At 56.5% G+C, this 21,230-nt stretch carries 19 protein-coding genes; 9 read left to right on the top strand and 10 right to left on the bottom strand.

Annotated features, from left to right (window positions below; all coding sequences use genetic code 11):
- Positions 1-10: 10 nt before the first annotated feature.
- Both ABJF76_RS17370 and ABJF76_RS17365 read right to left on the bottom strand, forming a co-directional pair.
- Positions 11-895, bottom strand: a complete 885-nt coding sequence (locus ABJF76_RS17370) for a nickel/cobalt transporter (protein ID WP_413820966.1) — start codon at positions 893-895, stop codon at positions 11-13.
- On the bottom strand, positions 883-1,524 hold the full coding sequence (locus ABJF76_RS17365; protein ID WP_413820965.1) for a DUF1007 family protein: 642 nt from the start codon (positions 1,522-1,524) through the stop codon (positions 883-885). Before ABJF76_RS17365 ends, ABJF76_RS17370 begins: the two co-directional genes overlap by 13 nt.
- A gap of 194 nt (positions 1,525-1,718) precedes the next feature.
- Between ABJF76_RS17365 and ABJF76_RS17360 the strand changes: the two genes are divergently transcribed.
- The 4 genes from ABJF76_RS17360 to ABJF76_RS17345 all read left to right on the top strand — a co-directional run bounded on the left by ABJF76_RS17360 (position 1,719) and on the right by ABJF76_RS17345 (position 6,710).
- Complete coding sequence (locus ABJF76_RS17360) at positions 1,719-3,020, top strand: alpha/beta hydrolase family protein (protein ID WP_413820964.1); 1,302 nt, start codon at positions 1,719-1,721, stop codon at positions 3,018-3,020.
- The gene (locus ABJF76_RS17355) at positions 3,020-3,883 is read left to right on the top strand and encodes an alpha/beta fold hydrolase (protein WP_413821052.1); all 864 of its coding nucleotides are present in this window, start codon (positions 3,020-3,022) and stop codon (positions 3,881-3,883) included. The genes ABJF76_RS17360 and ABJF76_RS17355 overlap by 1 nt, the downstream gene beginning before the upstream one ends.
- A gap of 84 nt (positions 3,884-3,967) precedes the next feature.
- Positions 3,968-4,624 (top strand): hypothetical protein, encoded by a 657-nt coding sequence (locus ABJF76_RS17350; RefSeq protein ID WP_413820963.1) that lies wholly within the window; start codon positions 3,968-3,970, stop codon positions 4,622-4,624.
- A 118-nt stretch (positions 4,625-4,742) separates the two neighbouring features.
- Positions 4,743-6,710 (top strand): DNA gyrase/topoisomerase IV subunit B, encoded by a 1,968-nt coding sequence (locus tag ABJF76_RS17345; protein WP_413820962.1) that lies wholly within the window; start codon positions 4,743-4,745, stop codon positions 6,708-6,710.
- A gap of 151 nt (positions 6,711-6,861) precedes the next feature.
- On the opposite strand, the gene ABJF76_RS17340 is transcribed toward ABJF76_RS17345, so the two are convergent.
- The gene (locus ABJF76_RS17340; RefSeq protein WP_413820961.1) at positions 6,862-7,188 is read right to left on the bottom strand and encodes a hypothetical protein; all 327 of its coding nucleotides are present in this window, start codon (positions 7,186-7,188) and stop codon (positions 6,862-6,864) included.
- A gap of 920 nt (positions 7,189-8,108) precedes the next feature.
- Here ABJF76_RS17340 and ABJF76_RS17335 point away from each other — a divergent pair.
- Complete coding sequence (locus ABJF76_RS17335; RefSeq protein WP_413820960.1) at positions 8,109-8,789, top strand: hypothetical protein; 681 nt, start codon at positions 8,109-8,111, stop codon at positions 8,787-8,789.
- Positions 8,790-8,853: 64 nt separating this feature from the next.
- Positions 8,854-9,288 (top strand): DMT family transporter, encoded by a 435-nt coding sequence (locus tag ABJF76_RS17330; protein WP_413820959.1) that lies wholly within the window; start codon positions 8,854-8,856, stop codon positions 9,286-9,288.
- 24 nt (positions 9,289-9,312) lie between these two features.
- On the opposite strand, the gene ABJF76_RS17325 is transcribed toward ABJF76_RS17330, so the two are convergent.
- From ABJF76_RS17325 to proS, 7 genes are all read right to left on the bottom strand, one after another.
- Positions 9,313-10,299, bottom strand: a complete 987-nt coding sequence (locus ABJF76_RS17325) for an Ldh family oxidoreductase (protein ID WP_413820958.1) — start codon at positions 10,297-10,299, stop codon at positions 9,313-9,315.
- Between the two features lie 60 nt (positions 10,300-10,359).
- Positions 10,360-11,964, bottom strand: coding sequence for a calcium-binding protein (locus ABJF76_RS17320; protein WP_413820957.1), 1,605 nt, complete (start codon positions 11,962-11,964; stop codon positions 10,360-10,362).
- Positions 11,965-12,074: 110 nt separating this feature from the next.
- Positions 12,075-12,770 (bottom strand): ABC transporter ATP-binding protein, encoded by a 696-nt coding sequence (locus ABJF76_RS17315; protein WP_413820956.1) that lies wholly within the window; start codon positions 12,768-12,770, stop codon positions 12,075-12,077.
- Positions 12,763-14,049: a lipoprotein-releasing ABC transporter permease subunit gene (locus ABJF76_RS17310; RefSeq protein WP_413820955.1), complete on the bottom strand. Its 1,287-nt coding sequence runs from the start codon at positions 14,047-14,049 to the stop codon at positions 12,763-12,765. Before ABJF76_RS17310 ends, ABJF76_RS17315 begins: the two co-directional genes overlap by 8 nt.
- Positions 14,050-14,102: 53 nt before the next feature.
- Complete coding sequence (locus ABJF76_RS17305) at positions 14,103-14,609, bottom strand: DUF2937 family protein (RefSeq protein ID WP_413820954.1); 507 nt, start codon at positions 14,607-14,609, stop codon at positions 14,103-14,105.
- Entirely contained in the window at positions 14,606-15,586 is a 981-nt protein-coding gene (locus tag ABJF76_RS17300; RefSeq protein WP_413820953.1) for a serine hydrolase, read from the bottom strand. Before ABJF76_RS17300 ends, ABJF76_RS17305 begins: the two co-directional genes overlap by 4 nt.
- Positions 15,587-15,591: 5 nt before the next feature.
- Positions 15,592-16,929, bottom strand: coding sequence for a proline--tRNA ligase (gene proS / locus ABJF76_RS17295; protein WP_413820952.1), 1,338 nt, complete (start codon positions 16,927-16,929; stop codon positions 15,592-15,594).
- A 236-nt stretch (positions 16,930-17,165) separates the two neighbouring features.
- Between proS and ABJF76_RS17290 the strand changes: the two genes are divergently transcribed.
- Genes ABJF76_RS17290 through ABJF76_RS17280 form a run of 3 tightly spaced genes read left to right on the top strand, consistent with a single transcriptional unit; the run spans position 17,166 to position 21,140 of the window.
- The gene (locus ABJF76_RS17290; RefSeq protein ID WP_413820951.1) at positions 17,166-18,245 is read left to right on the top strand and encodes an AI-2E family transporter; all 1,080 of its coding nucleotides are present in this window, start codon (positions 17,166-17,168) and stop codon (positions 18,243-18,245) included.
- Positions 18,246-18,247: 2 nt separating this feature from the next.
- On the top strand, positions 18,248-18,931 hold the full coding sequence (locus ABJF76_RS17285; protein WP_413820950.1) for a chromosomal replication initiator DnaA: 684 nt from the start codon (positions 18,248-18,250) through the stop codon (positions 18,929-18,931).
- Positions 18,932-18,971: 40 nt separating this feature from the next.
- Positions 18,972-21,140, top strand: a complete 2,169-nt coding sequence (locus ABJF76_RS17280) for an RNA degradosome polyphosphate kinase (RefSeq protein WP_413820949.1) — start codon at positions 18,972-18,974, stop codon at positions 21,138-21,140.
- The last annotated feature ends 90 nt before the right edge of the window (positions 21,141-21,230 follow it).

Here is a 21,230-nt window from a genome sequence, read left to right as displayed (position 1 = left end):
CGGCCCTCCGCTAAAGCAGCGGCAAAGCCAGACTGATGGCCACCAATGCCACCAAACCACCGGCGACGACCTCAATCATTGCCATTGCGCGCACCGCACCGGATCCGCTCATGCCCGACAGGGCCGTGCTGCGCGTGCCGACCACGGCCAAGGCCACAAGCATCGTCACACTCGCCGTGCCCAGCCCCATCACCAACGCGCCAGCAACGCCCGCCCATGGGATGCCAAGGGCAAAGCACAAGATCAACAAAAACACCGCGCCTGTGCAGGGGCGGATTGCGATCGACAACACAATCGCCACCGCATCACGAAAAGATGCGACGGAGGCCGCCTGATCTACGCTTGGCCCGTGGGCATGACCGCAGCTGTGGCAATGCCCGTGTTCGTCCACCGGATGCGCCGCAGCTGACGCCGAGCGTCTGATGCCCCGGATAACCAACCACGCACCGACCATCGCGATGGCGATATAGCTGGCAGGCGCAAGGATTTTATCAGCGGTGTCAGTCATTTGGTCCCGGGTTAGGTCAAGCAGAAAGGCACCGACACTGACCAGTAAAATCGCTGCCACGGCCTGTGCCAAAGAAGACGCCAACGCTAACCCCGAAAGCCGCAATGCCGTGACGCGCGCTGCCGCGCCATACCCGCCGATCACCAATTTGCCGTGGCCCGGACCCGCCGCATGGAAAAACCCATAGGCCGCGCACAGCCCCATCAAGGTCGCCCATGCGCCCGGCTCACCCGCACGCACGGCCCGCAAACCTTGGGCCAGCGCATTTTGCGCCTCGCGTTGTTGCGCTGCGGCCCAAACGGAAATGTCGCTCATCCCACCAAAACCAAACAGCCAGACCAGCACCAAAACGCCGACCAGCAGTATGCCCCATTTTACGACTGGCATGACAACATCACAGTATCTGCAAAACGGTCGCCCACTTCGGGGAACTCATCCTGCGCTTGGCTCGCCGGCGTGGCATAAAGCAGTTCTTCGACATAGCTATAGGCTTCGTCCAGATTTGCCGGTTCAACCGATGCCGTACATGGCCCGTCGACCTCAACCTGTCCGACGATTTCGTAGGCCGTATAAAACGTTGGATCGTAGATCTTGATCACCACACCAGAAGCCGGTGCGTCAGCGGCGCGGAAATGGGAAGAAATGATGCGGCCATTCTCAACGTTCACCCCGCGCGATTGTGGCGCACCAAGTGTCAGCGGAACGCCGTTTCGAAGCGCATAGCTGTCGCCCTCATAGCCTTCGACCCAATTCAAATCGAAACCTTCGAGCTGTGCCAGCTCATCCGGTCTTAGGCTTCCGTCGGCATCACTGTCCAACTTCATGTCCGCAAAAAGCAGCAAGGAATAAAAGTCGTCATAGGTCCAAGTGACCTCGACCCCTTTAAATGTGCCATCTTCGTCGACCACTGCGCGCACCGCAGTTTCGATAAAGACATGAGGATGCGCGGCACCAAGAGTTGGGGCAACACAAAGACCAAAGGCCAGCAGGCCGGGGCGCAACAAAGTGTTCAACATTGTTTAGATGTAGCCGCGCACCTTGTCCGGCTCAACCCCGTGTTCTGGAAATTGGCGATCTGAGCGTGGTACAGCCCATCACATCAGTGTTAAGCCTTGATCAGCGCGGCGTGTCTGTCACAGTAACGTGATAGAAGCAGGTGAACGACGCCGCGCCAAAATTAACCACGGGCTTCATCTACAAAGGAAAGCGCATGACATCACGCAAATCCGCCCTCATCACCGCTGCTGCTGGTATGGCCACGTTGGGTGCGACCGGAACAGCGTTCGCCAACCCTATTGACCAGATCCGCCCAGACGCCCCGGCGCTTGCGGCCTATGGGGATTATCCCGTTGGCGTGCAAACCATGTCCATGGCCATCCCCGACAGCGTTGATGTCTTGAACATCGATGGCGCAGATGTGCCGCGTTACAACCGCCCGCTCGTGCTTGAAGTTTGGTATCCGGCGGCCATCGGCACAGTGCAAAACGGCACCTACCAAGCGATCCTGCGCGATGGGGAAACGCAGATCGAATTGACGGGCAGTGCTGCACGCGATGCGACCCCGGCAGAGGGCGAGACCTTTCCACTTATTGTGATCAGCCACGGTTATCCGGGCAACCGCTACCTGATGAGCCATTTGGGCGAAAACCTTGCCTCTAAGGGCTATATCACCGTTTCTATTGATCACACGGACAGCACCTATTCCGATCAGGCTGCGTTTGGATCGACCTTGCTAAACCGCCCACTCGATCAAGCAGCCGTCGTGGATTACATGGCCGCAATGGACGGTCCTTTGGGCGCGATCGTCGATGCCAACAACACGGGCGTCATTGGGTATTCCATGGGCGGGTACGGCGCTTTGATCTTTGGCGGGGCCGGCGTCACGCAAGCCTCAACCGAGCTGACATGGGGCACGCCCAACGGATTATTGGCGCAGCATTTAGCGGGTTCTGACACCCACGAAGCGTTGATGGACGCACGCATCAAAGCGATCATCGCCATTGGCCCATGGGGCAATAATGCAGGATTTTGGGACGCCGACGGGCTGTCAGGTCTGCGTGTGCCTTTGATGATGATGGCCGGTAGTGACGATGACGTGTCTGTTTATGGCGCGATGCGTGGCGTGTTTGATAGCGCGGTCGGGATCGACCGACATTTGCTGACCTTTGAATATGCCAACCACAACGCCGCCGCCCCGATGCCCGCCCCGGCCGAGGCATGGGCGCCCTCCGAAACATTGGGGTTTTCTGCCTTTGAACACTATGCCGATCCGGTCTGGGATACTGTGCGCATGAACAATATTGCCCAGCATTTCGCGACGGCCTTTATGAACGTGCATCTGAAGGGCGATACCGAAGCGTCGTCATTTATGGAGTTGGTCCCTAAATCTGCTGACGGCATTGTCGATCTAGATGACGACGACAAACCAACCGACATCCACACGTATTGGAAAGGCTTTTCGCCGCGCACCGCAAAGGGCTTGCAGTTCGAAACCAAGGCTGCGGGCGAATGATGCGACTGTCCACCCGTTCTTTGGGTGGGCATGATTTTACGGTACGTGAATGGGGGGCACCAGGCCTGCCTAAAGTGTTAATGTTACACGGGTTTCCCGAATACGGCGGCGCGTGGGATGCGCTGGCAAAACGGTTGGCAAATCGTTTTCATTGTATCGCACCAGATCAACGTGGTTATGGCGCAAGTTTTGCGCCTTACGATGTTGGCGCATATTCCATGAAAAACTTGGTTGGCGATATCGTACAACTGATTGGCGACGACGGGCCTGTCATCGTCATCGGCCACGATTGGGGTGCTTCGGTGGCCTATGGGTTGGCCACATCGCGGCCTGATCTGGTCAGCCACCTTATCATCGCAAATGGCGTCCACCCCGTGCCCTTTCAACGCGCTATGGCAGCAGGCGGGGCGCAATCGCGCGCCTCTCAGTACATCAATGCGTTGCGCGGCGATGGGTCCGAAGATGTGTTGGCGAAGGACGATTTCGCACGGTTAATGCAACTGTTTTCAGCGCATATGGATATGAGCTGGCTACAGGGCGACGTGTTGGACGCGCAAAAGGCGATTTGGCGTCAATCGGGGCTGCGGGGCATGATCAACTGGTATCGTGCTTCGCCGTTGATCGTGGCCGATCCGGGGGTGCCTGTACCTATGCCTGACTTGCCTTTGGATAGGCTGCGCGTGCACTGCCCACACCTGCTGATTTGGGGTGAAGGTGACACCGCCCTGTTGCCTGTGTCTCACGAGGGGTTGGAAGCATTCGCACCTGACTTAACCCGCGTCAGCGTTCCCCACGCAGATCATTGGGTCATGCATCAAACACCCGACAAGATTGCCGCAATCATCAAGAACTGGCTGACCTAGGCCACTCGCCCGCTCTTCACACAAGCACAAACACACGCCATAGTTGCCAACATAATTAATGAACCGATTGAAGAAAGGCCAATTATGCCCCTATATAAATACGATATTGCCCTTGCAGCACAGATGATTTCGTCCGCCTATTACATGAAGAAAAGCCGTGGCCTGAAGCCGCATGTGCGTGAATATTTCGACGAAAACCATGTACAGGCGATATACCTCAAGCAAGACATCCTTTTGATCCCAGGGTCGAATTCGGTATCGGATTACTTAATGTTCAATCTGCGTGTTCTGAATTTTGGCGGCAAAAAGTATCGGCTGAACGATACGGACACCGAAACCGACCAAGGGGCCGTGTGGCATCAAGGTTTTCTGAAACACGCCAAAGGGATAGCCGATTGGATCGATGAACGCGGGTATAAACCAAAGTTCATCGTTGGACATTCGTTGGGGGCCGCTGCGACACAAATTTTGGTGCGCAATTGGGGCGTGCCCGGCATTGCATTTGCCGCACCGCGCCCGTTGCGCAGTGCAACTGGGCATGATCATCACGATCTGTGTCTGTGCCTAAACAGACGGGATGACAGGGTCTGTGATTTGCCTGCATCCTTCGGACATATGGGCCATGTTCACAGCGGTGGTACACGCGCCTTTTTACGTTTTGATCACAAAATGAAACACTACCGCACCATGGTCGCTGAACAGCAAGCCTTGGGGAAATTAGGAAAAATGTGGCCGGAATAACCTACCTTAAGGTTCTGTGATGCAGGACCGTGGTAAGGCGCATCAATGATGCGCCTTACTCTTTCCCCACCTCGCGCCCTCTGGCATACTGCGCCCAACCAACAAAAGAGCAGCTGCCATGAATGACCTGTTGAATGCGGATGAACCTTCAAAAAAGAAGACGTCCGACTATGATGCCTCCTCTATTCAGGTGCTTGAGGATATGGAGCACGTCCGGCTGCGCCCGGGCATGTACATCGGCGGCAAGGACGACCGCGCGTTGCACCATATGGTGGCGGAAATCATCGACAACTCCATGGACGAAGCCGTCGCGGGCCACGCCACATGGATCGAGGTCGAACTGCACGAAAACGGCCACGTTTCTGTGCGCGACAACGGGCGCGGCATTCCGACCGATCCCCATCCCAAAGACCCCAGTAAGTCCGCGCTTGAGATCATCTTTTGTACGTTGAACGCAGGTGGCAAATTTTCGGGCGATTCCTATGAGACATCGGGCGGTTTGCACGGCGTTGGCAGTTCCGTCGTGAATGCCTTGTCTGATCATCTGCGCGTCGAAGTCGCCCGCAACCGCGAACTTTACGCCATGGAATTTTCGCGTGGCCTGCCCCAAGGGCCATTGGAAAAAGTCGGCGCTGCCCCCAACCGGCGCGGCACGGCCGTCACCTTTCACCCTGACGCAGACATCTTTGGCTCGCTCAAACTTAAACCCGCGCGGCTGTTCAAAATGGCCCGTTCAAAGGCGTACCTGTTTTCGGGCGTCGAAATCCGTTGGAAAACCGCCATCAACGACGGTGAAACTCCGCAAGAAGCCACATTCCACTTTCCCGGCGGATTGGCCGATTATCTGAACGAAGTCATGTCAGGGGCCACCACTTATTCCGAAGCACCCTTTGCCGGCAGCGTCAGTTTTGAGAAATTCAAAGTGCCCGGCAAAGTCGAATGGGCCATCAATTGGACGCCCGCGCGCGACGGCTTTATCCAATCCTATTGTAACACCGTCCCAACCCCCGAAGGCGGCACACACGAAGCCGGGTTTTGGTCGGCCATCCTGAAGGGCATCAAGGCCTATGGCGAGTTGGTGAACAACCGCAAAGCCAGCACCATCACCCGCGACGACCTGATCACCGGCGCGGGCGCGCTTGTATCCTGTTTTATCCGCGAACCGGAATTTGTCGGCCAAACCAAAGACCGGCTGGCCACAGTTGATGCCCAACGCATGGTCGAAAACTCCGTACGCGACCACTTTGACAACTGGTTGGCCGCCGATACCAAATCCGCGGGCGCGATCCTTGATTTTCTGGTACTGCGCGCCGAAGAACGCCTGCGCCGTCGCCAAGAAAAAGAAACCTCGCGCAAGACGGCCACGCAAAAGCTGCGCCTGCCCGGCAAGCTGACGGACTGTTCCAACAAGGCGCGCGAAGGCACCGAATTGTTCATCGTCGAGGGCGACAGCGCGGGTGGGTCTGCCAAAATGGCCCGTGACCGCAAGACGCAAGCCTTGCTGCCCCTGCGCGGCAAAATCCTAAACGTGTTGGGCGCGGCCTCTAGCAAGTTGGGGTCGAATGCCGAGATTTCGGACTTGACCCAAGCGCTAGGTGTTGGTTTGGGCGCTAAATTCAACGTTGATGACCTGCGCTATGACAAGGTGATCATCATGACGGATGCGGATGTGGACGGCGCGCATATTGCGGCGTTGTTGATGACGTTCTTCTTTACTCAGATGCGGCCGATGATCGACGCGGGGCATTTATATCTGGCATGCCCGCCCCTGTTTCGGATCACGCAAGGGGCCAAACGGGTCTACTGCATTGACGAGGCGGAAAAGGACATGTGGTTGGAAAAAGGGATTGGCGGCAAAGGTCGTATTGATCTGTCGCGATTCAAAGGTCTTGGGGAAATGGACGCCAAGGATTTGAAAGACACCACGATGAATCCCGCCACACGCAAACTGATCCGCGTGACTGTTGATGATGACGAACCCGGCGAAACAGGCGATCTGGTCGAGCGGTTAATGGGGAAGAAGCCCGAGATGCGGTATCAGTACATTCAAGAAAATGCGCGGTTTGTTGAGGAATTGGATGTTTAAAGTCGACATCAAGGCGTATCAGAGAATGATCGCCTAAAAGGCGCAAAAATATTTCGACAAATGCGTTAAGCCGAATACCTCCAAAGCACCGTTAGTCCAACACCTTAAAGTCGCGCAGTGTTCGGCTGCCCTATAGACGGGCAGCCGCATTTTAGAACCTACAGCGTTTCTTTTCAGCCAAGGCAACCAAAACGTCATTACGTGCGTTAGCCGCTTCGATCGCTTGTTTTGCATTGGTCGCATTGCCGATCACGGCAGGCCAAAACAGAATAGCCGCCGCGATATTTTCGCCAGACGCAGTGCGCCCCTTTTCGGCTTCAACTTTAATCTCTTCCAACTGAACCAATTGCGCTTGGATATCTTCACAGCTCAAATTGCCATCGTCGACCGAACGGGTCGTGACAACTTCCGGCGACACGCAACCAGACGCCAAAAGAAATGCCAACATGCAAGCGCTAAACTGTTTATTTGCAATCATTTCAGTAATCCCACCATAAAAAATGACAACGTTTCTACATTGAAACGGCCCATATCTACTATTGGCTGTTGCGCATTGGCGTCAAGTCAATGAAGTGTATTTCGGGTTGAATTTCCGAGTTTTCGCGACCAACAAAAAAGCAGGCTAGAACGCGCTGTAGCACCCAATCAACAAGCGCAAATATTTATTTACGCTTAAAAAAATAGCGAGGGCACTACACCCTCGCCATTACTCTCTACTGATACCTTAATAACTGCCTGTAAAATCTGACAACTTTTCAAAAACAACCCGAAGAGATCCTGTCTTCGGGTTGTCGTTAATATGCGCCGTAATAAGTTAACGCATATTTACCAGATCCAGGCATCTTCAAGGCCTTACAGCGGCGGCAGGAAGGCGCCATTAGGGGGACACAAGGTACACCTGACTGCCACAGCGCTCAAACCCTCCATACGTCATCGTACGCAAGATTCATCACACGTCGTTAAACGACTGCGCCGACCACGGCCCAAAGGCCCATCATGCTTGCAAATCCAAAAACGGTTGGGATGATAACTTTTTCCATCTGTCAGTTCCTTTCCAGGCAGACCTAACCTGTTTAAAAGAAGGCCTGCGGTGCGTGCCGCAAAGAATGCCTCTGCGTTCATGCAATCAAGTTAGGCATGAAAAATCGATCCAGATAGCCCCTGCGCCATCACCTCTGCTCACGGATGCGCGACGAGGAGTTTACCGAGGCACAAAACCGTACGCATGCGTATTCAATGAATACCTACCCGTGCCTACTCCAAACTCAACGCCATACGAACCATAGCAAGACACATTCAACGGTTAGCTGCACCCATGGTGCGCACCCACTTTTTATTTACAAAAGCTAAACAGCTTTTCACCTTGATCCCCGCTACAATTCGCCGCCTACTGTACCTATGATCCTTCGCGCTTTTCTTATCCTTTCTGTACTGGTCAGCTGTGGTCGCCCGCTGACCGAAGCAGAGATCGCCTTTTCCGCCACCATCCATGGGGACGCGCTTGATACCAAACGCGCGCGCCTTGTGAACGGTGCACCGACGCGTGCCGTCACGTTCCGACGCAAAGCGCGGCCACGTACCACCTGCCGTGAACTGATCCTGCCCCCCGCCAAAGACGAAATCGTAACCGCCAAGCCGGCCGCGGTCGCGCTGTGGAACCATGTCTTATTCGACAAAGACTGGTACCTTGAGGACTACGTTGCCGACTACCCACAGGAAATTAACCTAATCGCGGCCATGTTGCTGGCCCATGAACTGACCCACGTGTGGCAGTGGCAGAACCGAAAAGTGACGGGGTATTCTCCGCTAAAGGCAGCCACTGAACATACGTTCAGCGATGACCCCTATCTATTTAACATCGACGAAGAGCGTCGGTTTTCAGACTTTGGCTTCGAACAGCAAGGTTCGATCGTCGAAGAGTTCGTGTGCTGCCGTGCACTGGCACCGCAAGCGCCACGGACGCAGCGCCTACACTCTTTGATCGCACAAGCCATGCCAGTGGCCGCCCTGCCCCAGTCGCGCCAATCAGACGTGCGCCTGCCGTGGGACGGTGTCGAGGTCAACGGCATCTGCGGTTAAAACAACGCGGCACAACGTAAGGCGGACGTGTCGTCCGCCTTTGGCCAGAAAGAAAGGACAGCCAATGCCACATTACGCAATCATCATGTTGCTGGCCGGGATCGGCATCCCAATTCTTGCCACGTTGAATGCAGCACTTGGCGGGCGATTGGGCAGCCCAGCCACTGCGGCCGTGGTGCTTTTTGTGGTGGCGCTGGCGTCGGCGTTGATCGTATTCGCAGCCACAGGCGCACAAGGATTAAGCCGCATTGCAGAAGCGCCAAAACACCTACTGCTCGGCGGCGTTCTTATCGCGTTCTACGTCATCTCGATCACCTATATCGCGCCACATTTCGGTGTTGGGAATGCCGTGTTTTTTGTGCTTCTGGGGCAACTGATCAGCGCGGCTGCGATCGACCATTTTGGGTTGTTCGGCGCGCAGGTCACAACTTTGTCCGCGGCAAGGATCGGCGGCATTGCTTTGATGGCCACAGGCGTGTGGCTTACACAGCAGGCCTAACCTGGCCGCGCCACTTGCTCTCCGTTATTCTGCAAATCCTGCAAGGGTTTGGGCCTGTGCCCATGCCGTAACATCCACATCCGCAGGGTCATGAATCACACGGTTTTGCCCTGGTATCCGCCCGCCATCATCGGTTTCCACAAGAGCCGTCAAAGCCGTTAAGCGATCCACAAAAGCATCCGACGTGCTTGGATTGATCAAAATATAGAACTGACCCAAATCATGTGGCGGCCCGTCAGGTGCTTTCAACGGCTTCACATCGCGGCTCAGCACTCCTCCGGTCATGCCAGCGGCCAAAAGCTCGGCCATCAGCCCAAAGCCCCAGCCTTTATAGCCCCCCATCGACACCAAGGACCCCGTCAACGCGGCCGTCGGGTCGGTGGTGGGTTGACCATCTGCATCCAAGGCCCAGCCTTCGGGAATGGTTTCTCCGGCGGCTTTGGCCATGGTGATCTTACCTAAGGCCACGGTTGTCGTGGATTGATCGAACTGCATCGCCAAACCACCCTGCCCGTCCGGAACGGCAAAGGCGATCGGATTGGTGCCGATCATACGCGACTTGCCGCCCGGAGGTGCAACAATCGGCGAGGCATTGGTCATTCCAATGGCGATCAATCCGGCTTGCGCAATCTGTTCGGTGAAATAGCCCAGCGACGTACAAGTGTGCGCATGGCCCACGGCCAATGTTGCCACCCCAAATCGGCGTGCTGCATCCAATGCTGGGGTCAAACCATAGGCAAACGCAGGTTGCGCAAATCCCATCAGTGCATCCACCTGAATTGCGCCGGGCCGCACAGCCGTCACGACAGGTACCACGTCACCTTGCACGCGGCCTGATTTCAGCTGCGCGCAGTAACTTTCCAGATAATAAAGGCCGCAAATGCGGTTGCCTGTGGCTTCGGCACGCGCCACAGCGCGGGCCACTTCGGCGGCGGCAAAGGCCCCTGCCCCGTGGCGCATCAATGCAGCCTGAACCGTGCGTTCAATTTCAGCCAGAGTTACAGTTGCCATCATCGTCTTCCTCGCGGCGAAGGCCGCGAAGACCAGTCAGACCAAACCTTGTGGGTTCCGTCAAGCGGCGGTTGATGTACCCGGTGCTTCGATGCGGATCAAAGAGACGTCAATTGGCGTCGTCAGGCCCGACAACAAGATGTTGGTCCCCGTTGAAAGGTTAATCAGAACCCCATCGGCCGAGGTGGTCTGACCAGCAACTGTTACATCGTCAGGGTTGCTCGCTTCGACGACAATCACATCAGACGCGGCATCAAAGTCTTCGACTGTGACCACGTCGGTCGCATCTTCGCGCAATGCAAAGATATCAGCACCTTCACCGCCGTTCGCAACATCGTTTGTACCCAGAACCAACACGTCATCGCCCAAACCACCGCTTAGACTGTCAACATCGGTATCTGAACCGTCATCCGGCGTCGTTGAGGTCGAGAACAGCATGTCATCGCCTTCGGCACCCGCAAGCGTATCGGCCCCAAGTCCACCGATCAACGTGTCGTTCTGATCACCGCCGGTCGCACTGTCATTGCCGTCAACCAAATCGGCCAAGATCGCCGATCCAGCCAGAGGTGGATCAACAACATCGTCATCACTTGTTCCGTCGACCGTGTTTACGGGCACTTCGGCATCAGTTGTGTCATCTTCGGCGTCGTCGCCAGTTTCGTCGTCGGTCTCGTCGCCAGTTTCATCTTCAGCATCGTCGACTTCGATGAAGGTAATCTCGTCTTCCGGCAGTTCCTCTTCAACACCCTGCAACAACACGCTTGCACCGCTGCTAAATGTAATCAGCAGACCGTCATCCGTCGCTTCTTGACTTGCAACGGTCACCGGCACATCGGACGTTTGTTCGATTGCCAACATATCTTCTTCCGCGTCAAAATCAGTAATGACCACTGCCCCGACTTCGCCAGCGCCCAGTTGGAACGTATCGGCGTCTTCGCCACCCGTGCCCAGATCACCGTCAGAAAGGAACAACAAGTCAGCACCTACACCGCCCACCAGTGTATCGGCGGCATCGTCAAAGGGATTGCCCGAAGCACCACCATCGAGTGTGTCGTCGCCGACGGAACCGCTCAGTTCATCACTGCCGGCACCGCCCACCACGCTATCATTGCCAGCGCCTCCACCCAAAGTGTCTGCGCCAAAACCCCCAAAGAGTTGATCATCGCCAACATTGCCCTGAAGGATGTCCGCACCCAAGCCACCGACGACCCGGTCATTCCCGTTGAACCCTTCAAGAAGGTCGTCACCATCGCCTCCATTCAACTCATCGTCACCGATACCGCCGTCCAGGGTATCATTCCCGCCAAGACCATTAAGCGTGTCATTCAAATCGGTGCCGGCCAAATCGTCATCTAAGTCGTCTTGACCGTCGATCACTTCCCCTGCTGCCGGATCCGGCTCATCTGTATCATCATCACCGTCGTCGTCCGCATCCGCGTCGTCGTCAGCGTCCGTGTCGCCGTCAGCGTCCGTGTCGTCGCCCGCATCCGTGTCGTCGTCCGCATCCGTGTCATCGTCCGCGTCCATGTCGTCAGTGTCATCACCGCCAACCATATCGTCGGTGTCGTCCACATCATCGGCAGAACCAGCGGAATCTGAGTCTCCTTCAAGCGCACCAACAAGTGGAAGAACGGACAGCAACAACAAAGCAAGAATCGGCGACACAAGAAATACTCCTGAAAGAGGTTATAATCTAGCACGGGTAACATGGTTAACGGGTCATTAACACGTCAACGTTGAAAACACAGTGTTTCTAAATATAGCACAACCCTCAGTTACTTGTCGCTAAGTTGCCCTGCATCCAATCGTAGCGTCCGATCCATGCGCGCCGCGAGTTCCAGATTGTGCGTCGCGATCAATGCCGACAGACCTGTATCGCGCACCAGCGCCATCAACGCCCCAAACACCTGATCGGATGTGGCCGGATCAAGGTTCCCTGTCGGCTCGTCCGCCAGCAACAATCGCGGCGCATTCGCCAAAGCGCGACAAAACGCGACACGTTGTTGTTCACCCCCAGACAAAGCGGCAGGACGATGAGAGGCCCGAGAGGCCACCCCGACACGTTCCAACAGCATCCGGGCGCGCGCCGTCGCTTCGTTTTTGGGGGTGCCGTTGCTAAGTTGCGGTAGCACGATATTTTCAAGTGCAGAAAATTCCGGCAACAAATGATGGAACTGATAGATAAACCCAACATCCGCACGACGCGCCATTGTACGTTTGCGATCCGATTGCCCGGTTAGATTTTGCCCGGCAAGGGTGACGCTGCCTGTGTCGGGTGTGTCAAGTAACCCGGCAATATGTAGCAAGGTCGACTTACCGGCACCAGATGGGGCCACAAGGGCGACAATTTCGCCCGGTGCCACGCTTAAATCGACCCCGCGAAGTACTTCAACTTGATTGGGTTTGCCTGCGTTATAGGTCTTGGTGATGTTAGCCAGCGCCAAGATCGGATCGTGTGACGGATCACTCATAACGCAGCGCCTCCACCGGGTTCATCCGCGCCGCGCGCCGGGCCGGAAAAATAGTAACCACAAAGGACAACCCCAGCGACAAGGCCACCGCGCTTAAAACGTCCGATAGGTTCAACTGCGCAGGCAACGCATAGATACCCCGAATTGACGGATCCCAAACGCCGCCGCCCATCACATAGTTCACGAATGAGAACAGCGGATCGATGTAGATCGCAAACAGACAGCCCAGCACGACGCCCATGGCCGTGCCGATAATGCCCGTGAACGCACCGCAGATAAAAAATACACGCAGGATCGACCCTTCGGTCAAACCCATCGTGCGCAAAATCCCGATATCGCGCCCCTTGTTTTTCACCAACATGATCAAACCCGACACAATGTTCATCGCCGCAATCAGCACGAGGATGCTTAAGATAATGAACATGACATTGTCCTCGACCTCCAAGGCGCGCAAAAATCCACCCGACGCATCACGCCAAGACCAAATCTGCGCACGATCACCGCCCGTTTCTAACAGGGCAGAGGCGTAGCTATCCACCGCTTCGGGGTCGTCCACCATCACTTCGATCTCATCCACAGCGCCTTCGCGGTTGAAAAACGTCTGCGCCTCAGCCAGCGGCAGATAGGCGCGCACGCGGTCAATATCGTAACGCCCGGCCGAAAAGATATACGTCACTTCGTAGGCGTTAATACGCGGGCTTGTGCCAAAGGCAGTGCGCACCCCGTTGGGTGAAATCAGCTTGATGCGGTCCCCTACCTGCGCGCCCAATTCCTGCGCCACACCCGACCCAATTGCGATGCCTGCACCATAGCGCGCGATGTCGCCTTGGGACGTTGCCGGATCAGCGATCCGAGGCAAGCCAGCAAGGTCCGCAGCGGACATGCCATAGACCTGCACACCTGCATTACGGCTGCGCAAGTTGGCCATCACCTGCCCGCGCACCACAGGCGCAGTCCGCACCACCCCCGGCAGATCGCGCAACGCGGCGGCTTTGGCTTCGTAGTCTTTGATAGTGCGATCAATCGCGCCCGTTTCAGTCACTTCGCCGATGTTATAGACGGTGACATGGGCGTTCGCCCCCAAGATCGTGTCGACAAATTCCGCCCGAAAGCCCGAGCGCACAGACAGCGTCGCAATTAATGCAAACACCGCCAACGTGATCCCAATAAGGCTGATCCAGGTCATGGTGCTGACCCCGCCCTCGGCGCGGCGCGCGCGCAAATAACGCCACGCGATCATCCATTCAAACGGGGCAAAGGGGGCTGTGGTTTGGGCCATTTGCGGCTCCTGCTCGGGGTTTTATTCACAAGTGGCGGGCGCAAGCCGTTAGGTCAAGCCCCGGCAGCGGGTCTGCGCCTGCGCCGCAGGGGCCAAAGCAGCGCTTTGAAGAAGATCCAGACAGCTATCAATCCCGCAAAAAAACCAGTCCCTGCAAAGATTATACCGGCTAAATTGATCGGCACTGCTGGTTCAAACGCTGTCAACGCGGCGCGCGCCACCTCGCGATCACTAAGCCGCGTGGCGTGATAGGCCCGCATAAACGGTCCTGCACTTTCCAAAATGTCCAAATCGGCCCGCAGCCCGTCATAGCGCGTGAAGGTCCGTGTCATGTCAGCGCGACGACTGTCCAAAAAGGCCGTGCCCTGCATCTGCGCCAGTGCTTCATCCCGCGTCAAATCCGCACTTGCCGCCGAGGTATCGAAATCAGCGACGACCTCGCTCAGTGCATCAACAGCTCCGCCCAAACGTTGGGTATATTGTTGCGAAAATTCAGGGAACTGGGATGCGGTCGCCCCGCCCAGCAATCCACCCGCCAAAGCAACGGCGCGCAGGATCACGGGTACACCGCCCGCGTCAAGGCCCCGTCAAGGGCGCCCATCGCAGGCCAATCCACACATGCATCATAAAGCGCCAAAGCACCAACCTCGCCTTCCCACAGTACGGCGTAACTGCCCGCATTCATCTGCCCCGGAAAACACAGCGCGCCGAAATGCCAGAAATTATAACTGTCGCCAAAACGGCGGAACACCATGCCCAAACCATAGTAAACACCTTCTGCGATCTCGACATGGGGCAAAGCGAACGGGTCCGCACCAATGATGCTGTTGGGACCAAAATGCGTTTCAAGAAACGAAACATAGGCGTCGGGGTGCGCCTGCAACCCGCCCCAAGGCTGAAATGCACCCGCGCGCGGGCTTGGCGATATGCCGTCGCTCAGATCAAGCGCAGCTTTGCACGTTTCCCAATAGAGGCTGGCACTTGCGGCCTCGATCGCAAGCCCAAGCAGTGCGTAGTTTTCATTGTTGTAATGGTACGCCCCACGGGTGCCTTGTTGCGCGTCACGCGCGTTGACGGCGTTCAGCACATGATCACTGAAATGCGTAGTGGAATCCGTGGTGCGGCCCAGCCAGCTTGGCATTGTGGCTTGCGTCGAATCCGGGCCAAGTCCGGACGTATGGGTGACCAATTCAGCAATTGTAACATCAGGGGCCGTGCCCAAAAGGGCTGGCAGGCGCGTGGACCATTCAAGCTGCCCCCCCTCAACCAACTGCAACGCACAAGCCGCCGTGACAGATTTGCTGACACTGGCCAATTCGCCCATTTGAACCGCGTCTGACTCAGATTCTCGCAGCGCAACCCAGCGCCCATCGTCCAACCGGGTGCCCATGCCCAAGGTGCCAGTCGTGCTTTGGGCGACCAGCCAGTCATCATAGGCAGACTTAAGCCCCACCGCATTGAGTTGCGTGCGCAGTTCTTGTGCCGTGGCCGGGAGGGCCAGCCCAAACAGCAGCGCTAACGCAATCGCAAGCCGCATCGAAATCACACCCCTGCGTAAATCTCCGCGACGCGCTTGATCGCTTCTTCGGGTGCCAGTTCTTCGCTTTCGCCTGTGCGGCGCGAGGTTAATTCGACGACACCGTTCTTAAGCCCACGCGGCCCAACCGTGATGCGCCAAGGCAACCCGATCAAGTCCATCGTTGCAAACTTGCCCCCGGCGCGTTCTTTGCGATCGTCATACAACGGTTCAAGACCCAGCAATTTCAAGCTGGTATAAAGCGCTTCGCAAGCGGCGTCGGCTTCGTCGTCACCTTGCTTTAGGTTCACAATACCGCAGTGATAGGGCGTGACACCTTCGGGCCAAATGATGCCCTTGTCGTCATGACTTGCCTCGATGATGGCACCCAACAGACGCGACACACCGATGCCATGGCTGCCCATGTGCACAGGGACGGGCTTGCCATCGGGGCCTTGGACGGTGGCCTTCATTGTTTCGGAATACTTGGTGCCGAAATAGAAAATCTGCCCCACTTCGATGCCGCGCGCCACACGGCGGCGTTCTTCTGGGACTTGGTCGAACAGGGCCGCGTCGTGGGTTTCATCGGTGCGGGCGTACAGATTGGTGAATTCCTGCATCACAGCCGCGCATTGCGCGTGATCGTCATAATCGATGTCACGATCGCCAAAGCTTAGGTCGGTCACTGCGCTGTCGTAAAACACCTCGGATTCGCCCGTTTCAGCCAAAACCAGAAACTCGTGCGTGTCATCACCGCCAATGGGCCCAGAATCCGCGCGCATCGGAATGGCTTGTAAACCCATACGTTCATAGGTGCGTAGATAGCTGACCAAATGGCGGTTATAGGCGTGCAGCGCGTCCTCTTTGGTGAGGTCAAAGTTATAGCCGTCTTTCATAAAGAACTCGCGACCACGCATGACACCAAAGCGCGGGCGAATTTCGTCGCGAAATTTCCACTGAATTTGATACATAGTCAAAGGCAGGTCTTTGTAGCTGCCTACGTGGGCGCGGAAGATGTCGGTGATCATCTCTTCGGCTGTTGGAGTGAACAACATATCGCGCCCGCCCCGGTCCTTGATGCGCAACATTTCGTCGCCATAAGCGTCATAACGCCCGCTTTCACGCCACAGGTCGGCAGATTGAATGGTGGGCATCAGCATGGGCATGTGACCTGCGCGCTGCTGTTCTTCGTGCACGATATCTTCGATCTTGCGCAGCACCTTAAAGCCCAGCGGCAACCACGAATAAATCCCAGCACTCGATTGCTTGATCATGCCAGCCCGCAACATCAAGCGGTGGCTGACGATCTGCGCCTCGCTTGGGTTTTCTTTCAGAACGGGCAGAAAATAACGGCTCATGCGCATGGCAAAACACTCCCAGAATTGTCGCGACCTGATTAGGGCAAAGGCGACACACTCGCAACGCCCCTTCTTTGGCCAAATGGGACGGCATCGCCAGACACAGCCACCGGGGCAAAGCCCCAAAACAAATGGCGTGCGCGTCAGGGCTCCTTTTGGTCACACCTTGGCCGCGCAAACCCCTTGCAGGTACACACAAAACCCCCCATTTGTTGATCAACGACCAACAAAACGAGGCGACCATGGCCCTGCCAGTGCGCGAACAGTTCAAGTATTGGGGCGCAGCCGCGGCCATCTTTTTCCTGCTGCTCTTTGCACTGGGCGATCAGTTGTTGCCCTTTTTCCTCGGGGCTGCGATCGCCTATTTCCTTGATCCCGTCGCGGATTGGCTTGAGGCACACGGGTTAAGCCGCGGTGCCGCCACAGGTATCATCACCGTCACCGCCATCGTGATTTTTGTTCTGTTTGTCTTGCTGATCATTCCAAACCTGATCGAACAGGCCGTGCAACTGTTCAAGGCAGCGCCGGAAATAGCCCGTAATATCAGCACCTTCTTGTCTGAACGCTTCCCCAGCCTACAAGACGAAAGCTCGAACGTGCGTCAATACCTTAACGGGCTGGGTCAAACAATTTCAGAACGCGGTGGTGCATTGCTGAACTCTGCGCTGACCTCGGCGGCAAGCTTGCTGAACATCGTTGTGCTGTTTGTGATCGTGCCTGTTGTTGCAGTTTACATGCTGCTGGATTGGGACCGCATGGTGGCCCGTGTTGATCAGCTTTTGCCGCGCGATCATGCGCCCGTGATCCGCTGCTTGGCCAAAGAAATCGATCAAACGCTCGCCGGTTTTATCCGCGGCATGGGCACAGTCTGCCTAATCCTTGGCACCTATTACGCCATCGCGTTGATGAGTGTTGGCCTGCAATTCGGGCTAGTCGTTGGCTTTGTCGCCGGTTTGCTGACCTTCATCCCCTATGTCGGCGCATTGGTGGGCGGCGCATTGGCGATTGGGCTGGCCCTGTTTCAGTTCTGGGGGGAATGGGGCTGGATCATCGCGGTTGCCGTGATCTTTATGGTTGGGCAAGTGGCAGAGGGCAATATTTTGACCCCCAAACTTGTGGGCGAAAGCGTCGGCCTGCACCCTGTTTGGCTGATCCTGTCTTTGACAGTGTTCGGCGCGATCTTTGGCTTTGTAGGGATGCTGGTGGCCGTGCCAATGGCGGCATCCCTTGGCGTTCTTGTGCGTTTCTTGATCGGGCAATATCAACTCAGCCTGCTTTACACTGGCCTGTCCGATAGCGCCGACCCAAAGGCCGAGGACTAATCATGGCCACCCAACTGGGCCTAGACTTACCTGCCCGCGCAGCCCTTGGACGTGGCGATTTTATGGTGTCGCCCTGCAACGCGGTCGCACTTGCAATGGTGGATGGATGGCGCAGATGGCCTACGCAAAAACTGGTGCTTAGCGGGGCAACTGGGGCGGGCAAAACCCACCTGACCCATGTTTGGGCCACCGAAACCAACGCCAAAATCATTCCCGCACAAGACCTGCGCAATGATCAAATCGAAACCCTTGCGCAAACCCCCGTGGCCATCGAAGACGTGCCTTTGATCCGCGCCGATCAACCGGCGCAAACCGCATTGTTCCACCTGCATAACCTGTTGCAAGACGCAGGCCTGCCGCTGCTGATGACAGGGACCCAAGCGCCTGCCCATTGGGGCATGTCCCTGCCCGACCTACAAAGCCGCATCGACGCCGCAGGCCACGCCAACCTAGACGCGCCAGATGACGCGCTGTTGGCCGCCGTACTGGTCAAACTGTTCAACGACCGACAACTAACGCCACCTGCCGACGTGATCCCTTATCTTCTTGCCCGGATCGAACGCAGTTTTGATGCCGCACGCCGCGTTGTGGCCGCCCTTGACGGTGCCAGCCTTGCGCGCAAAAAACCCGTCACACGCAACCTTGCAAGCACAGTGCTGGACAACCACTCCACCCCTGAGGGATAAGCGTCACTTAAATTTCATATGTGATCGCCATACACCCGCCATGACAAACGCCGATTTTCTTGCCTCGCCCTTTCCCGAACCGGTCGATCTGCCTGATCTAGATCTCGACGGACCCGGACGGTTTTTTAACCGTGAACTCAGCTGGCTGGGATTCAATTGGCGTGTGTTGGAAGAGGCCGAAAACCCCCGCGTGCCGCTGCTGGAACGCCTGCGGTTTTTGTCGATTTCCGCCGGAAACTTAGACGAATTTTTCACTGTGCGTGTGGCCGGCCTGCGCGAACTGGCAATTGCGGGCAATACCACACCTGCCGCCGATGGGCTTTCGCCCGCCGAACAATTGGTGATGATCGATGAAAACGCACGCAAACTGCTGATGCAACAGCAACGTGTTCTGTCCGACTTGCTCAAGGCGATGGAAGACGCAGGAATCAACGTTCTGACGGCCGACGAGTTGACCGAAGACGACATCAAGCATCTGGCCGACGTGTTTTTGGACGAAGTCTTTGCCGTATTGTCTCCGCTGGCGATTGACCCCGCCCACCCATTTCCTTTCATCCCAAACTCTGGCTACGCGCTGGCGCTGCAAATGGAACGGATTGCGGACAAACGCTCGCTTCAGGCTTTGTTGCCAATCCCGGCACAGATCGACCGGTTTATCGCCCTGCCCGGCCCGGGTCAGCGGTTCTTGCCGCTTGAGGCGCTGCTGGTGTTGCACATCCCCAGCCTGTTCCCCGGCTATAAGCTAAAAAACCACTTTGAATTTCGCGTGTTGCGCGACAGCGATCTCGAAGTCGAAGACGAGGCCGAAGACTTGGTGCGCGAATTCGAAGTCGCGCTGAAGCGGCGTAAGCGCGGCGAAGTCGTGCGTCTGACCCATTCTGCCGGCGCACCCAAAGCGTTAAAAGCCGTGATCATGGAAGAACTCGGCGTGAATGATGCCGAAGTGGTCGAAGTGCATGGCATGATCGGGCTGGCTGATCTGAACGCACTGGTGCTGGATGATCGCCCTGACTTGCTTTGGCCCAGTTTTAAGCCGCGTATGCCCGAACGGGTCACCGATTTTGACGGCGACATGCTGTCCGCCATTCGCCAAAAGGACATGCTGCTGCATCACCCCTACGAAACCTTCGACACTGTGGTGCAGTTTTTACAACAAGCCGCACGGGATCCGAACGTCGTTGCGATCAAACAAACGCTTTATCGCACGTCGAAAAAATCGCCCATCGTTGAAGCCCTGTGCGAAGCCGCTGAAGACGGCAAATCCGTCACCGCTTTGGTCGAACTCAAAGCGCGCTTTGACGAGGCCGCAAACATCCGCCAATCCCGGCGATTGGAACGGGCAGGCGCACATGTGGTGTATGGATTTATCGATCTGAAAACGCACGCAAAAATCTCAACCGTGGTGCGACGCGAAGGCAAGCAGCTGGTCACGTACACTCACTATGGCACCGGCAACTATCACCCAATCACAGCGCGTATTTATACCGATGTGTCGCTGTTTACCTGCGATGCCAAGCTGGGACGCGACGCAACCAAAGTGTTCAACTATCTGTCCGGGTATGCCCCGCCCGAGGGGCTGGACAACCTCGCGATTTCTCCCTCAACGCTCAAGGCGCGATTGTTGGAAATGATCGCCGCCGAAGCAGAACACGCACGCAAAGGCAAACCGGCCGAAATCTGGGCCAAAATGAACTCGATTGTGGACGCCGAGGTCATCGACGCGCTTTATGCGGCGGGACAAGCAGGTGTAAAAATCAGCCTCGTGATCCGCGGCATCTGCGGATTACGCCCGGGTATCAAAGGATTCTCGGACAACATTCGCGTGAAATCCATCGTGGGTCGCTTCCTCGAACACTCGCGCATTGTCTGCTTTGGCAACGGACACGGCGTGCAATCCAAAAAAGCGCGCGTGTTCATCTCAAGCGCCGATTGGATGGGGCGCAACCTAAACCGCCGGGTGGAAACCCTGGTCGAGATCGAAAATGCAACGGTCAAAGCCCAAATCGTAAGCCAAGTCATGGCTGCAAACCTTGCGGACGTGGCGCAAAGCTGGGTTATGGCGCCCGACGGCACCTTCACACGTCCAAAACTGGCCGCAGGAACCTTCGCCTTCAATTGCCACCGCTTTTTCATGGAAAACCCATCGCTTTCAGGGCGGGGGTCAGCCGGGGCGTCAGATGTGCCAAAACTGACCCATACAGAAGACTAAAGCGTCACTTGGGTCGGTGGGCGGGCGCATTTCGGCAGCGCCGAAACAGTGCCGCCGACCGACCAAATGCACACAGCTTTGCAATCCCCC

Source organism: Tateyamaria sp. (assembly GCF_039940735.1).
GTDB lineage: Bacteria > Pseudomonadota > Alphaproteobacteria > Rhodobacterales > Rhodobacteraceae > Tateyamaria.
Note: the sequence above shows the minus strand (reverse complement) of the source record. Positions and strands in the feature narration are given on the sequence as shown.

Coding starts and splice junctions, on each gene's coding strand:
- ABJF76_RS17315 (WP_413820956.1), bottom strand. CDS start 12,770: ATGAGTGATCCGTCACACGATCCGATCTTGGCGCTGGCTAACATCACC.
- ABJF76_RS17280 (WP_413820949.1), top strand. CDS start 18,972: ATGACAAACGCCGATTTTCTTGCCTCGCCCTTTCCCGAACCGGTCGAT.
- ABJF76_RS17300 (WP_413820953.1), bottom strand. CDS start 15,586: ATGCGGCTTGCGATTGCGTTAGCGCTGCTGTTTGGGCTGGCCCTCCCG.
- proS (WP_413820952.1), bottom strand. CDS start 16,929: ATGCGCATGAGCCGTTATTTTCTGCCCGTTCTGAAAGAAAACCCAAGC.
- ABJF76_RS17330 (WP_413820959.1), top strand. CDS start 8,854: ATGCCACATTACGCAATCATCATGTTGCTGGCCGGGATCGGCATCCCA.
- ABJF76_RS17350 (WP_413820963.1), top strand. CDS start 3,968: ATGCCCCTATATAAATACGATATTGCCCTTGCAGCACAGATGATTTCG.
- ABJF76_RS17360 (WP_413820964.1), top strand. CDS start 1,719: ATGACATCACGCAAATCCGCCCTCATCACCGCTGCTGCTGGTATGGCC.
- ABJF76_RS17370 (WP_413820966.1), bottom strand. CDS start 895: ATGCCAGTCGTAAAATGGGGCATACTGCTGGTCGGCGTTTTGGTGCTG.
- ABJF76_RS17345 (WP_413820962.1), top strand. CDS start 4,743: ATGAATGACCTGTTGAATGCGGATGAACCTTCAAAAAAGAAGACGTCC.
- ABJF76_RS17285 (WP_413820950.1), top strand. CDS start 18,248: ATGGCCACCCAACTGGGCCTAGACTTACCTGCCCGCGCAGCCCTTGGA.
- ABJF76_RS17290 (WP_413820951.1), top strand. CDS start 17,166: ATGGCCCTGCCAGTGCGCGAACAGTTCAAGTATTGGGGCGCAGCCGCG.
- ABJF76_RS17340 (WP_413820961.1), bottom strand. CDS start 7,188: ATGATTGCAAATAAACAGTTTAGCGCTTGCATGTTGGCATTTCTTTTG.
- ABJF76_RS17355 (WP_413821052.1), top strand. CDS start 3,020: ATGCGACTGTCCACCCGTTCTTTGGGTGGGCATGATTTTACGGTACGT.
- ABJF76_RS17365 (WP_413820965.1), bottom strand. CDS start 1,524: ATGTTGAACACTTTGTTGCGCCCCGGCCTGCTGGCCTTTGGTCTTTGT.
- ABJF76_RS17325 (WP_413820958.1), bottom strand. CDS start 10,299: ATGGCAACTGTAACTCTGGCTGAAATTGAACGCACGGTTCAGGCTGCA.
- ABJF76_RS17335 (WP_413820960.1), top strand. CDS start 8,109: ATGATCCTTCGCGCTTTTCTTATCCTTTCTGTACTGGTCAGCTGTGGT.
- ABJF76_RS17310 (WP_413820955.1), bottom strand. CDS start 14,049: ATGGCCCAAACCACAGCCCCCTTTGCCCCGTTTGAATGGATGATCGCG.